Annotated in this window: 14 protein-coding genes; 1 reads left to right on the top strand and 13 read right to left on the bottom strand. The window is 38.2% G+C overall.

The window, feature by feature from the left end; genetic code table 11:
• Positions 1 to 284: 284 nt before the first annotated feature.
• The 5 genes from CNR22_13640 to CNR22_13620 all read right to left on the bottom strand — a co-directional run bounded on the left by CNR22_13640 (position 285) and on the right by CNR22_13620 (position 6415).
• Positions 285 to 2693, bottom strand: a complete 2409-nt coding sequence (locus CNR22_13640; GenBank protein PBQ32771.1) for a TonB-dependent receptor — start codon at positions 2691 to 2693, stop codon at positions 285 to 287.
• On the bottom strand, positions 2693 to 3139 hold the full coding sequence (locus tag CNR22_13635) for a hypothetical protein (protein PBQ32770.1): 447 nt from the start codon (positions 3137 to 3139) through the stop codon (positions 2693 to 2695). The genes CNR22_13640 and CNR22_13635 overlap by 1 nt, the downstream gene beginning before the upstream one ends.
• A 60-nt stretch (positions 3140 to 3199) precedes the next feature.
• Positions 3200 to 4480: a histidine kinase gene (locus CNR22_13630; GenBank protein ID PBQ32769.1), complete on the bottom strand. Its 1281-nt coding sequence runs from the start codon at positions 4478 to 4480 to the stop codon at positions 3200 to 3202.
• Complete coding sequence (locus tag CNR22_13625) at positions 4468 to 5142, bottom strand: DNA-binding response regulator (protein PBQ32768.1); 675 nt, start codon at positions 5140 to 5142, stop codon at positions 4468 to 4470. The genes CNR22_13630 and CNR22_13625 overlap by 13 nt, the downstream gene beginning before the upstream one ends.
• Before the next feature lie 517 nt (positions 5143 to 5659).
• Entirely contained in the window at positions 5660 to 6415 is a 756-nt protein-coding gene (locus CNR22_13620) for a hypothetical protein (protein ID PBQ32767.1), read from the bottom strand.
• A gap of 165 nt (positions 6416 to 6580) precedes the next feature.
• Here CNR22_13620 and CNR22_13615 point away from each other — a divergent pair, with 165 nt between their 5' ends.
• Positions 6581 to 6934 (top strand): transcriptional regulator, hxlr family protein, encoded by a 354-nt coding sequence (locus CNR22_13615; protein PBQ34903.1) that lies wholly within the window; start codon positions 6581 to 6583, stop codon positions 6932 to 6934.
• Positions 6935 to 7200: 266 nt separating this feature from the next.
• On the opposite strand, the gene CNR22_13610 is transcribed toward CNR22_13615, so the two are convergent.
• The 8 genes from CNR22_13610 to CNR22_13575 form a co-directional block, all read right to left on the bottom strand.
• A complete protein-coding gene (locus tag CNR22_13610; protein ID PBQ32766.1) occupies positions 7201 to 8235 on the bottom strand; it encodes a hypothetical protein in 1035 nt (344 codons plus the stop codon).
• 26 nt (positions 8236 to 8261) lie between these two features.
• Positions 8262 to 9272 (bottom strand): Zn-dependent hydrolase, encoded by a 1011-nt coding sequence (locus tag CNR22_13605; protein PBQ34902.1) that lies wholly within the window; start codon positions 9270 to 9272, stop codon positions 8262 to 8264.
• A gap of 128 nt (positions 9273 to 9400) precedes the next feature.
• On the bottom strand, positions 9401 to 10219 hold the full coding sequence (locus CNR22_13600) for an AraC family transcriptional regulator (GenBank protein ID PBQ32765.1): 819 nt from the start codon (positions 10217 to 10219) through the stop codon (positions 9401 to 9403).
• A gap of 22 nt (positions 10220 to 10241) precedes the next feature.
• Positions 10242 to 11240, bottom strand: coding sequence for an oxidoreductase (locus tag CNR22_13595; GenBank protein ID PBQ32764.1), 999 nt, complete (start codon positions 11238 to 11240; stop codon positions 10242 to 10244).
• 94 nt (positions 11241 to 11334) lie between these two features.
• Entirely contained in the window at positions 11335 to 11763 is a 429-nt protein-coding gene (locus tag CNR22_13590) for a hypothetical protein (protein ID PBQ32763.1), read from the bottom strand.
• A gap of 310 nt (positions 11764 to 12073) precedes the next feature.
• The gene (locus CNR22_13585; protein PBQ32762.1) at positions 12074 to 12799 is read right to left on the bottom strand and encodes a hypothetical protein; all 726 of its coding nucleotides are present in this window, start codon (positions 12797 to 12799) and stop codon (positions 12074 to 12076) included.
• A 181-nt stretch (positions 12800 to 12980) separates the two neighbouring features.
• Positions 12981 to 13718 (bottom strand): hypothetical protein, encoded by a 738-nt coding sequence (locus CNR22_13580; protein PBQ32761.1) that lies wholly within the window; start codon positions 13716 to 13718, stop codon positions 12981 to 12983.
• 116 nt (positions 13719 to 13834) lie between these two features.
• A complete protein-coding gene (locus CNR22_13575; GenBank protein ID PBQ32760.1) occupies positions 13835 to 14521 on the bottom strand; it encodes an alkyl hydroperoxide reductase in 687 nt (228 codons plus the stop codon).
• Positions 14522 to 14563 lie beyond the last annotated feature (42 nt).

Raw genomic sequence — 14563 nt, 5'->3', positions numbered from 1 at the left:
TCGTGTTTCCCCTCTTCGATCTCGTTTCCAAAACAGTAACTAAGTGTGTTTACGAGGTCCCTCCCACATAATGACCTCGAACGAATTGTTAGAAGACATGCGAAAACTAGCCGATTTATACGACTATTTTAAATTGACAGGTGCGGAAGGATAACGCCCCGTTAAAGGCCGAAAATTTCAAACGTGTGGCCTTTAAAAAGGTTCATGCGGCGTGACTACCACAAATGCATAAAGGGGCAAATTGCCCTTTTATGCAGATTTTTATTTGGACTGGTCTGTCTAAATCAAAACTTGTAGGTGTATCCGACTCTAACCACTTGCGTCTCGTAATAGTCTATCGAAGTATAATTAAACCCGTCACCTACAATGTCCCTTCGGATATTCATGGTATTAAGCAAATCCGTTGCGTTCAGAAATATCTCCCCTTTTGCTTTCTGTATCTTCTTCTTTACTCCTAAGTCCAATGAAAACCTTTGGCCTATTTTCCCTTGTGGAATAAGATCAGGTGCAAGATAGATTGCTGTTATTTGCGCATCAATATCTTTTTTAAAGTGGAACGTGTTATTGAATTTCGCGTTGCCGGAGTAGATCTCTTGTGCCGACGCGCTGAATGTATGAGCCACAGGGTACGGATTATTTACGGTGAAAGCATCTATCCGGTTATGATAACCATTTAGATTTAAATTAAAGGAATACCACTTTGCGATCTCCTGCGTGAACACTATTTCAAGACCCGTGTTGTAACTTTTGTTCACGTTTTGGAAAACAGCGTAGATCAAAGTGCTACCCGCAATCGTGGTTGAGATTCTGGTGATCGTTGCATCCGCCATGCGGTGGTAAGCGGCCATATACAAGTAGCCCTTTTGCCAGCTTTTCTTATAGCCCATCTCAAATGAATTGGTGAATTGAGGTTTCAGTCCGGGATTGCCGACCTTGATAATTTCCGCATCGTCATATTTTGGAAAAATACGGATATCGACTTCATTAGGACGATCTACGCGACGATTATAAAACAAGGAGAGTTTGTTGCGGTCATTAAATTTGTATCCGAATCGAAGCGTAGGGAATGGCTGGGTATAAGCATAACCATCGCTTTTGTAAGTGTTATGGTTAGGATTAACCTGATACTCCAAATCCACATATTCTAATCGCAACCCAACTTCCGCTTCCACCTTTTTGCTTTCATACACATAAGTTCCATAGATCGCAGGGATAATTTCCTTATAAGTTGCTGCGCCTCCGGCATTGATATCCAGTGGTGAGTTAATTCCGGGAAAAAACTGCATATTGGTTGGTATATCCCGCTTCCTGATTTTGAGGCCGGTTTCCATGCGACCGTATTTTAAAGGTCTAATATAATCTGCATTCAGATCAAACACCTGTTCGTCAGAGAGTAGTTTGAACGCATCGTGTCCTGTATAGCTCGGTAGAATGTTATCAAAAAAATACTTCTCATTCTCGCGGTGAAAAGTATAATTAAACCCGAGATTGAACAGGCGTCCTGCTTCCTTAAATTTGTGCTGGTAAGCAGCAGAAGCCATTACCGTCGTCTTCAACTCATCCTCCAGAAACTGCCATAAACGTAAGCGGGTATCCAGGTTGGAATTAAAAAAAGGCTCATCACCGTGATCAATAATTTTTTCGCTACCAAACAAACCGGAAACGGTAAGCTGATCGCGCTCACTCATATTCCAATCGAAGCCTGCCTTTGCGTTAGTAAACTGAGTGTTCCTGTTTCTCTTGGTTTGCTGGCGAATAACGGTTCCATCGCTGTAGTTGCGGGTAACAAATTCGTTTTTATTGAGCGTCTCTGTATAGAGATAATCAGACTGTAAAAAAGCATTGATCTTTTGCTTACGGTAGTTAATAGAAAGTGACGGATTAATTTTTGGTGTGGCCTGATATTGCGGACGTATAGTTGGAAGATTATTTTTCTTAATCCAAAGCGCGCCCAAGCCACCAGCGAGTCCAACCTTCCCATTAAATCCTTCCTGCTGATTCTTTTTCATGATGATGTTAATGATCCCGGCATTTCCGTTTGCATCATATTTTGATGAAGGGTTATTGATAATCTCTATCCTCTCAATTGCAGAAGCAGGAATATTGTCCAAACCGTACTGCGATCCAAAACCTGTGAGCGCCGTTTGCTTTCCATCGACAAGTATGGTGATCTTCTCATTTCCCCTCAGTTGGACCTTTCCATCTTGTACAGTAATACCGGGCAAGTTTTGCATGACCTGCAGCACAGAGCCACCACTTTGACTTACGTTGTCCTCAACAGAAAAGGTTTTCTTATCCATTTTTCCACTTACTTCATCCTGCTTGGCCGCTACCTCCACTTCCTGAAGCGTAGAGGCGCTTTCTGCTATTTCAATACTACCGAGGTCTAAATATGGGGATAGACTCCCAACGTATAGAGGTTGAATTTTTGTTGTATAACCAATCAGCGAAGTGGTAAGAATATAATTTCCCGGTTTAATTCCCGGAATACTGAACCTGCCTTCATCGTTGCTTATTGTGCCCGTAACAAATACAGAGTCTTTCTCAGTTTTTATTACGATGCTGGCATAAGGCAAAGGAGCGTTTGCCCCTTTTTCCCTTAGCAAGCCTGATATGGTGATCAAACTTTCCTGTGCAAAAAAAGAGGAACTACCTAAAAGAAAAAAGATTAATACTATTTTTATCCGGTTCATTAGTCTTTATCCTCGTACGTATCTACTTCTTCTTTAATGAATTTTCCGGTGCTGTCGAAGATCAAATCTTTGCCTTTGATTTCAGCTTCGTAGGTAACAGTTCCTTTTGCGTCGGTTATCTTAGTTGCTTCCTTAATTTTTGTGTCCTTGTAGTTTTTAGCAAAGTAATCCTTCGCGCCTGAAGGTAGCTCTTCAACTTTAATCTCTACTTCGGTTTCAACTAAATGTCCTGTTGCATCAAATGCAACCGATTGATCTGTTTCACCGATCTCAAACTCAGCTTCAAAGTTTGCACCTTCTTTTTCCCACTTCACTTCCTTTGCATCTTTGTAGGATTTTTTAAATGCATCTTTTACAACGGCTGGAACTTCGCTTTCCTTAACCTTCTGAGCGCATGCTGCTAAACTGATCATCAGCCCGGCAGTAATTAATATTGATTTTTTCATAATGTATTGTTTTAAAATTACACCACAAGGTTGGGTAGTGATTCTGAAGAAATTTGGAATTTAGAAAAACACGGAAAAAACGTGTTGATTTCCCGTGAACGTGTATGTAACGCGCCAACCGTATTTTTCAGATATCTCTTTTACGATCGCCAAGCCGAGACCAGTACCTGGATTATTTGCGGTAGCGGAAATAAACCGTTTAAAGAGATTATTCTCATTTAGAGAGCCTTTGCCTTCATTCGAAACAATTAGTACCTGCTCGTTTAAAGTGACGGCAATTCCCGAATTCGGCACGCCATGCCTTACTGTATTTGATAGAAGGTTTGAGATCAGGATTTCCACAAGACTTTCATTGGCTTGTATGTTTATGCCATCCTTCACATTCATTGAAATGCCAGACCCTTTGTCTTCAGCAAAATCGGTAAAATTTGTGGCAAGAGATTTTACGAGTTCACTCAGATCAACCGACTCTGATTCATAGAGTTTGTTTTCAATGCCCACTAATAGCAGTAGATTCTTATTGATCCGGGTCACTCTGGAGATTGAATTGTCAAGCGATTCGATGACCTTTCGTTGTTGTGTGGTTAATGATGCATCTTGTATGAGCAGATCAATCTTCGTCTTAAGAAGAGCCAATGGCGTTTGTAATTCATGTGATGCATTTTGAGTAAATTCTTTTTGTTGTGTATGGACCCGCACATTATTATCGATTAATTTTACAAGTGTTTCATTCAGCTCCGCGAATTCCTGAATATCCGTATTCACAAAATTAATAACACCGGCGCTGTTCAGGTCGAACTGCTTAAGTTTCTCCAGTGTATTTGTGAAAGGCATCCAAATCCTCTTTGAAAGTCTCCTATTCAACAAAATAAATCCTAAGATCAGTAATAGGATAAACAAGCATGTAATCATCGAAATAGCGAATACCGTTTCATGCACTTCCTCAACGTTTGTTTCGATGGCGACATTGTAAGGTTTTCCATTTAACGAGACTGTCGAAAATAAACCCCTGAAGCGCTCTAGCTCCATTACACCGTTATCACCCGTTTCCCTTTCGGAAATGTAAACGCTGTCTTTGTGAAAATCTGATGCAGGTGTGATTTGAGAACTAACCTGGATTTGGTTCCACAGCTCAATTTTTTTATTTAGTTCCGCTGTATTTGGTTCATTAAACCGTGTTTGAATTTGTTCCTTCAAATGCAGATTGTGATCGTCCAGTTCATCTAACCAAATGGATTCTATAAGGTAGAAATAGGCGGGAATACTACAAGCAAGAACTACGCAGGTAAAAACTATAAATGTTCTCAGTGGCTTATTTAGCAGCTTGATCATTGTTCCCATTTGTATCCCGTTCCGTAAACTGTTTTTAAATAATTTCCATAACCGGCATCCGTTAGCTTACGTTTCATATTTTTAATATGTGCATACACGAAATCGTGATTGTCCAGCATATCCGCCATGTCGCCTGATAGATGCTCTGCCAATGCATTTTTAGAGATGATTCTGTTCTTATTACCGATAAATAATAACAATAAATCAAACTCTTTTTTAGTGAGACTTACAGGATTGTTATTTACAGTAAGTGTTTTTGCAAGCAGATTTATTTGAAGTTCATTTAGAGTTAAAATATTTGAACTGCCAAATTGTTTGCGCCTGAGTAGAGAATGAATACGGGCGGATAACTCCGAAAGATGAAATGGCTTCGCGATATAATCATCAGCACCTATTTCTAAACCTTTAATCTTATCATCCAAAGAATCTTTCGCTGAAATGATAATCACACCGTCCTGTTTATTTTGCTTTTTAATTTCTTCCAGTACTTTTAATCCGCTTCCACCGGGAAGCATTATGTCAAGTAAAATACAATCATACTGAAAAGCGGAGATCTTATCCACCGCTTGGCTAAAAGTTTCGGCGAATTCGCATCGATAACCTTGTCCATGAAGGTAAGCTTCGATGTTTGAGGCCAGTTCTTTTTCGTCTTCTACAACCAAGATTTTCACAGTGTGAAGTTAGTTATTGAATTTAGAATAAATTCTGAATGAGGGCAGGTTAACAAGTGTAACTACGTATCCTTTCGAACAGATGACTTCTTGATTTACAGATACTTATATCAAGTCGGAATTCTAATTGGTAGATTTCGAACAAAAAACCCTTTGAAGATCAGTGACTTCAAAGGGTTTGATTTTGTGTGAGGTCCCGAGCGGATTATTCTATGATCCTTAGGGCATGCCTAAAGTCATAATGAACAAATACAAGCAGAGCTTGTATTTTTGTTTTTCAATTCACACTCGCTCAAGCGAGCTTGGCGAGCGCTTGTGAAAAACAAAAAAACCACCTGAAAAGGTGGTTTTTGTTCATTTTTTGAGGTCCCGGACATACTGATTTCGAACGAATTGCTAGAAGACATGCGGAAACTAGCCGATTTATATGACTATTTCAAGTTGACGGGAGCAGACTAGTAAAAGCCAGAAAAGAGACGAAATGCTCCTTTTTCTGGCCTTCTAATCATTAAATTGATTATTTAAATCCGCCTGTTACCTCAATTTCCTGCCCTGTAACCATGCCAGCTTCTTCAGTTGAAAGGAATACTGCCATATTACCAATATCTTCAGCAGTAGCTAATCTTCCTAATGGCGTTCTATTTGTCATAACCTCCACGTAGGGATTATCTGGAGTTACTCCAAGACTTGCAAGACCTTCAGTTAAAATCATGCTTGGACGGAGTGAATTCACGCGGATATTTTTAGGTCCAAGCTCTTTTGAAAGTGCATAAGTTAATAAACTCATTGCTGCTTTAGAGGCGCCATACACAGATAAGGTAGGTTCCGGTTCTGTACTTACAATAGAGCTAATGTTAATAATGCTGCCGCCTTTTTCATCAAATAGTTTAAGTGCTTCGTGTGACGTTAAAAGTGTTCCCAAAACATTTACATCAAACATTTTGCGATACGCTTCTTCAGTGAAATTCTCCAAAGAGACTCCGGCAAAAACTCCGGCGTTATTTACCAACACATTTAAATTTCCAAATTCCTTTTTTGTTTCTTCAAAAAGTCGCTTTACATCTTTTGACTTCGAGACATCACCCTGAATAGCGATTGCAGTTCCGCCCTTTTTTGTGATCTCGCTAACCACTTTATCAGCATCAGCTTTGCTTGTCGAGTAATTTACCACCACCTTAGCACCTGCAGCACCCATTTGTTTTGCGATTCCGGCACCAATTCCTTTAGATGCACCTGTTACAATTACTACCTTGTTTGCTAATTTTTTGTCCATTTTCTACGTTTTTTTGTTTTATGATTTGATAATTGAATTGTATCACAAAGTTACCTACATTTGTTTCCAGAAGATACCAATATGAATATTAAGTAGTTACCGAAAAGTAACTATTAAAACCAGACTGACATGAAAGACGAAAGATTTAGCTTTTCAAAATGTTCGCTGACGCGATCAATGTCTATTATAGGTACTAAGTGGAAACCTATCATAGTTTATATATTACAAAAACGTAAAGTAAGATTTGGTCAATTAGATGCGCTAATTCCATTGATTACCAGAAAAGTTTTAACTGAACAGTTGAAGGAATTGGAAGATGATGGCATAGTTATAAGAGAAGCATTTAGTGAAATACCTCCACGAGTTGAGTACTCATTAACTGAAAAAGGTATTGAACTACTTCCAATTTTAAATTCGATAATCGTTTGGAATGAAAAGTATGAAACGATGCCAGCTTCGGAATTCTATTGTCCAACCAAAGATTATTTTAAAGAAGTTATAGAAAAACAGAAAGTTTAATTGAAAATTAAAAGCCAAAATGTAATATTTGCTAAACGCTATGGTTTTTATCACGATTGCGAAAGGCAGATCTCAATAGCAGTTTTATTAAACACCTTTCTTGTATCTGTAACAGTTCTTCAACTGAACATTCGGATAAATATTGCTGGGTATATATATCTGAGTATTTAAGGATGCGTTTGGTTAATTTATATTTTGTGCTTTTAGTATCCATAGCTTTTTTGCCAGGCCATCTATCGTTTTGGTTAAATTTAGAATGTAATGGATTACATTAAAACTCCATTTTTTGACTTTATAGGTTCCGGTATATCGGAATCCTGTATCATCTGTTTCAAGTCAATTTCAATGTTCCTGCAAATGGAGAGCATTGGTACATCATTGCCTAATCCTTCAAATGGATTTTCGGAATAATCACCTACTAATTCCATCATTAAAAATATCCATGCAATTACTGAAACTATAGGTACAAAGAACCATGAGCCAAATACTCCCGAATTTGTGAACTCGGTAATTAACCCAAAAGGTAGAAGGAAAATGAAAATACCAACGAAGATCTTGCTGCCATTTCCATATTGTCTTGGCAATGGGAACTTCTTTATTCTTTCTGCTTGACCTTGAGATGTGTACATATCGTTTAATAATTTCTGTAACTCCATGTGCCTGAAATCATCAATAAGGTGTTCGTTGCGAAGTTGCATTAGTTGTTGTGATTGTAAATCAATTAAATGTGTTGCCATATTTGCTACTTCGGGTAATTTTTGATGCTCCTCTTTTTCCAAGTGTTTTTCTAAATAATGAAGATGTTCGTCTTCAAACATTCCTGCTCCGAACTTTTGCATTCTGTTACGATTAACGCTCGCTACTCTTGAGTTAAGGCTTACATGTTCCCAAGGTGCTGGTATCAATAGCTGTTTTCTTAATGTATATAAGTATGCAATGTGACGATAAATCATTCTCTTAACAATCCCGTTGATGTGCTCGTCCGAAACTGATTTATCTGTAAACTGCGGCGTAATGAATCCTCGCAAATTGCTCCCCCACATACGACTTGTGTTTGTAACTGCGCCCCATATTTTCCTGGCTTCCCATAAGCGATCATAAGCCTGATTGTTTTTGAAACCGATATAAAAGGAAACGGCAGTACCTATTACTGCAACCGCAGTCCAAGGAACATTTATCCACTTTAGATTTAGATAACTGAACAGGAAGAGAACCAAGCCTGTCCATGCCATTATCCAAACAAGATGTACTACCCCCGTTTGCATCATTGTTCTAAATGGTAAATTTTTAGTTACATACATCGTATTTATTTTTAGATTGTTAACTATTAGAACTGAAATATTTCTCCAAGTTTCAAGATTTTTAAATTGTTCCTGATCTTTCCTTCTTCGTTGAGCTTATTTAAAATTTGTTCCGGTTCCCCCATTGGCTCATCGGCAGAGTCAAACGTGCCGTAATGAAAAGGGATAAAGGTTTTTGCTCCAGTTGCATGGAAGGCTTCCAATGCCTTGTAAGGGTCCTGATGATGCTGACCCATAAACCAGTTAGGAGCATAAGCCCCTGCGCCAATCAATGCTACACTGATGTTGGGAAAGTTTTTACCGATTTCTTTGAAGTGCGAACCATGTCCTGAATCACCACCAAAATAGATACACTTGCCATGGTATTGAATTACGAAGCCTCCCCAAAGTGTTGTATTTGCATCAAATATATTTCTGTTTGCCCAATGTCGTGATGGGACAAATGTGATAAGCAAATCGGGTTGCGTTACATACTGTTGGTACCAACCTGCAGTTTGTATTGAATTGCCAATCCACTTGCGTATTAGTTTGTTTAGGTTCAATCCACAAAGTATTTTAGCTTGTGGATTCTTTTCTGCTAATAACTTCAAACTTTTTTTATCACAATGATCGTAATGGGCGTGAGATATGAGGATGTAATCAATGTTTACTAATTTCCTCGGATCAACCGGAAGCTCTGAATGACGTTTACCCACTACAAGATTACCGAAAATGGGATCAACAATAATTCGTGAGCCTCCTAATTGAATAAAAAAACTAGCGTGACCCAACCAAACAATTTTGTCATCAGAATCATTCAACCAAACGTCATTTTTTATTACCGGAATGCGCCATGTGTCATGTTTTTTAATTGAGCGTTGAGGATTTCTTTGGATCAAAAATTTAAATATCGCATTGAAGCTAATAATAGTTGGAAATTCAGCATTAATAAATAATCCGTCCTGGTCTAACGGCGTACCCAACCAATCCTGCATCACAGTCTTTAAAGCCGGATTTGAAGTATAGCTTTTTACTGTTGGTATTTTCTTTCTAAACATGAGTTTCCTAATTAGTTGTATAATTAATACACTTAGCATTTCAATGATTTTAAATAATGAATTTGAATCTTTTATAGATGCTACTGCGGTGATGGTTTGTGACCATCAGCCCACTGCAGCAATAACTATTACCGACCGGCTTGTTCGATCAATACAGAAGGTGAGTAACCATATTGCTTTTTAAACGCATGAGAAAAATGAGATAGGTTTTCAAAACCAACTTCAAAATATACCTCAATTGGCTTCTTTTTCTTTTCCGAAAATTGGTAGTATGCTAACTCCAATCGTTTTTCTGTTAACCATTTTTGAGGTGTAACATTAAATGCTTTACCAAAATCACGTTTAAACGTTGTTAAGCTACGACCTGTTAAGTATGCAAATTTTTCCAATGGCATATTGAACATATAGTTCTTCTCCATGTAAGAAGTCAGATCAATCTTTCCAGGTACTTCAAAGTTTGCCAACAGGCTATCAATGCTAGGATCAATAACCCGAAGAATGCTTATTGCTTCAGTGATTTTTAGCGAAGCGATTTCTTCAGGGAATATTCCTTCCATTTCAAAGTAAGGAATTAAAGAATCTAAACAGCTTTGCAGCAAAGGGTGATTGTTGAATCTTAGTATTTTTTTGCTTGTTGTAGTTTTTGGCTTGACGTCTAGTTTACTGTAAAACTCCTTTAGTCTTTCAGTTGTAAGATGCATTGCAACTGATTTATGCGCCTCGCCATCTTTTGGATTTAAAATCACGGTTGCAATCTGATTTCTTGGTATCAAAAAAATATCACCAGGGTAGAACAGATAGGATCCTTCTGCTGTGATTATTTTTGTTTCGCCAGAAATAAACCAAATCAAACCATGCTTCTCGAACGTTACATCAGTTGTATGAAGCCGCTCTTTATAGCATGATAACTTGATCTCTGGGGTTATATATTTTGTTTGAAAGTCCATTGTATGTCGTTTAATAAAAGTACTAAATAACTTGAAATTCTACTCCTGTCATTGTTTCGCTGAGTTTCCACAACTTTTTAGCGTTATTCTCGTCCAGTGAGTAAGGTAACACGCCATGTCCTACAAACTTATTTTCAATATCCAACTCTGCAATGTTTACGTCTTCGCAGTAAACTCCACCTAATTCATTAAGTAATGGACTTGTAGCACACCAAACCGTTGTGGCCGCGCCTTCGGGAACTGTTTTAAGCGTAGCTGCCACTTCGGGACGAATATTGCCTTTCTCATCAAGAATTCCCAATTGTTGAAACAACTCGAATGATGCTTCCCTTGCTAACTCTGTACCACCTACAGAGCCAGGGTGAACCGAAAACGCCCGTACATTGTGATTTTTTGCAAGGTTATCCAATTCCATTGAGAACAGATTCGTTGCTGTTTTAGATTGACCATACCCCAACAGCGTTTCATATTCGCGTTTCTCAAAGTTAGGATCATCAAAATTAAAGGATGAATAATGATGCCCGAAGGAAGACAGATTTATTACACGAGCTCCATTTGCTTTTTTTAAGGCTGGCCACAAGCGTGCCGTTAATTGAAAATGCCCTAAATGGTTTGTTGCCAATTGAGATTCAATACCACGGTTATCTTTGCGTAAGGGCACCCACATTATACCGGCATTATTTATCAGTAAATGAAGTGGTTTTTCTGAAGCAAGAAATTTTTCCGCGAAGGCATCTATAGATGTTGTATCCGACAAATCAAATCTTTCGATATCAACATTTGCTAGTCCCTCTAAATTTTTATTGGCTTTTTCTGTATCACGGGCCAGGACAATTACTTTAGCTCCTGTAGCCGTTAAATTTTTAGTAGTTTCTAATCCTATACCAACGTTACCACCCGTAACGATAGCAAGTTTTCCAGTTAGATCAATGCCCTTGATCACATCGCTTGCAGCAGATTTCGCGTTGAATCCTGAGTTTATCGGTTTCTGTAACGCGCCTTGATAATTATTTGTTTTCATATTTTTTATCTTTTCTTATTTGTATTTAAAAAACCTCGTCCTGCTAATTTTTAGGATCGGGGAAGCGCTAGCTTTCTTCCCCATTCGCTAACCATTATTTAGGGAGAACCCCAAGCTGCTGCATAATTGTCATTCTATCAGGCGAGATCCAAAGCTCAGCAATCTTACCGCCAACAACACGCACTACACCAATACCAGTGGCATCAACAATGCTACCAGTTGCTGGCACACCCATAAACGGAGCTCCGGTATGAGTACCGTTATATCTCCCGCGATAGCAAATTAAATCCCCGCTAGCGAATATCTCATCATATGGGTGTTTAAGATCCGGCATTGAGTCGAAAAATAGTTTTGTGAATTGTTGATCAGCTGCTACATCCATCGGAGGAAATCCTGATACGTTAAAGACAAAATCTGAGGTTAATAAATGTTCAGGCACTTTTTTTGTAGAATCCAATTCTGTAAAGTACTGACGCACGATAGCAATATTTGCTTCTGCATTTTTGTTGTTGTTCGTTTCCATTTTAATTGTTTTCTAATTATTAATTATTATTTTTTACGTTTTTTGCTTTATTTAAATCTCCGGTGATTTGTTATGACAAAGGTATAGGACGAAAGTCCGAGCGAGTTTGTTTTAAAGTCCTATTTGTTTTGTTTAAAAGGCCGGTTTGAATAAGTTTATTTAAGAAGATCTGTTCGAACGAATTGTTAGAAGACATGCGGAAATTGGCCGATTCATTCGACTATTTCAAGTTGACGGGAGCAGACTAGTATAAGCCAGAAAAAGGGGCAAAACGCCCCTTTTTCTCCAAACTGTGTTTTAAGTGAATTAATTAAAAAATAAATTTTCCTTCAGCGGCATACCCCTTTGGTACTTGGATGGGTAATTTTTCAAGCGCCAATCTATCTGCTGACCTTGTGTATATGTTAAAAATTTTATCCCGGTCCTTGCCCATAATGTACTTCCCGGTCTTTCTTTCTAACCAACAGCTTGCAACGACTCCGACAAATTTTTTATAGGTATGGTTCTTAGCAAGCGGCTCCGAAGTTCGAAAATTCTCTCTACGATTTCCAGTTAGATTTGCTTGAGGATGAAGCGAGTGATTATAATTCCACCAGACTGAAACTCTTAGCTCCTCCCAACCAATGTCCTCCCATAGTATAACTGATGGATATCCAAATAATTCGCATACAATATGCCCGTCGTTCTTCTCAGAATGTGCAGGCGCTACTTCCACATTCGTCAAGCTTATTAGATTGTCATCGAGAAGCCTATTGATTGATGCAACTAATAGATTTCTGTGAGGATTCAAACGCCTTCCTCGAACTTTGGCCGTCACTTTTACCGAGGAACTTACGGTTGTTGGTGCATCATTCTGGACTTCAATGTTTTTTGAAAGATTTTTACTAACATTTATAAAATGTTTCCAATTTTTAAACCCCGCAGCAACTGCTGATTTATCTAGAGCTTCGTGATGCGGGATGAGTTGTTGAGAAGCAATTTTTTTCGCTTGACGCTTAATAAAAATGCCGGTGTTCTCATTAATTTTTATAGCCATCGTTAAACAGTTTTCGTTGGAAAAAAGTCACTCATCTACCGTTCTTCGAAACGAAAAGCTTGTTTCGATGATTATACTATTAATTAGAAGACGGTGCTGATACAGCTTCGCTTAGATGAGTGGCAAGGTTCCGTCAAAACCTATTGTAAATATAGACATTTTATAAATAAAAGAGATAGATTCAGTCTCTACGATTAAATTTTCTATTGATTTCTTTTATTTCTTCCGGGCTTTTAGTTTTTAAAAACTCATTATATCGCCCTAAAATAACATGTGTTCCGATCTTTGAAACCAGAGAACTTATTATACTCGATACTTCTTTGCCTGTGTACCTCTTATTTTTAACACTCTTAAAATCTTCAATAAATTCATCAGTTAAAGAGTGTAGCGCCGTTTCTGTATGTGTAAGCATCTCGCTTTTAAATTTCAGTTCAGCATTTCGTTTTCTTTTTTCTTTGATATGCTCAATAACATCAGAGGTCAACTGATTGACATCTTTGCACAATGCTTCCACCGCTAACTTCAGATACTCTTCCTTACTTTCTGTCTTAGCGATTTTATAAGTTTTGAGCAAGAACGCTTCCGTCCCGTCTAGAAAGTTGAAACACTCCTCATATGATTTTGCATCAAAGTTGTGCATAAACTGATTTCTTATTGCCATAAATGCGAGAAACTTACTTTTTGAGCTTTTGTCCATAGCACCAATATCCATCAACAGATAAATTTTAGTATCGAAGGACAGAGAAGTTCCTTTATTACCAAAGCAAAATGTCTCTTCAGTTGGCTTGGTAACTCCAAATAACTCCTTCAAGAACATTGAAGTGAAATGTTCCATTATTAGGGCGTAGTTAAGCACCCCAGACCTCATTTCCATTTGCTTTTTGTGAAGCGCCTTAAATGGATTAAAATTATCAGACATAACAAAAACCTTTATAACATAAAGGTATCTGTATTTGAGTTTTTTGCAAAAGCGAAATTTCACCAATTGCCTGAAGAACGGCTCGAGACCGTATCAATATAATTTCCCTAACCAAATCACTCCTTTATGCTTTTCAAGAAATTGACTGTTTCCAGTGGCTCCGGGCGAAAGCGGTAGTCTGGGTCTACCTGAGCGCTCAATATAATGCCATCCTGACCAATAATGAAACGGGCAGGCATGGGAAGTTCCCAGACGTTTGTGCCATTCATTTTTGCAATATCATTTCCAAATTTTAGGCTATACAGCTTCTGCAAATATTGCGGTAATTCGTAAACCAACCCGAATTTCTTACCTAATGCATTGTCTTGATCTAAAAGCATGTTGAATTTTACACGAGGATGTCCCAGTTGATTTTGCGGAGAAATCACCAATAAATCAGAACGCGCTGCTGTTATTTGAGGATAGATGTTATTTAGAATGTCGACTTCTTCGACGCAATAGGGGCACCAGCTTCCTCTCTGGAAACTGATCACCAAAGGGCCATTTTTTAAAAATTCAGCGGACGAAATCATTTCGCCGCTCTGATTTACAAGGCTAAATACAGGAGCAACCTCGCCTACTTTGAGAACATTATCGACTGCATTAATTTTGCGCAAAAATTGAATATGGCCCTCCTTGATGTCCATATCCGCTTTTCTCTTTGTTATCACTGAAAAGTTCCTAATCTTTTTCAGACGCGGTTCAAGTTCAGTTGAACCAATAGTATGTTCTTCTCTTGCCATTACTTCGCCCTTTTTTACCACGTAGCATAGTCAATCCGCACTAGAGGTACAATAAATACTTCT

It is taken from the genome of Sphingobacteriaceae bacterium (assembly GCA_002319075.1).
GTDB lineage: Bacteria > Bacteroidota > Bacteroidia > B-17B0 > Aurantibacillaceae > Aurantibacillus.
This window is presented reverse-complemented; position numbering and strand designations above follow the sequence as displayed.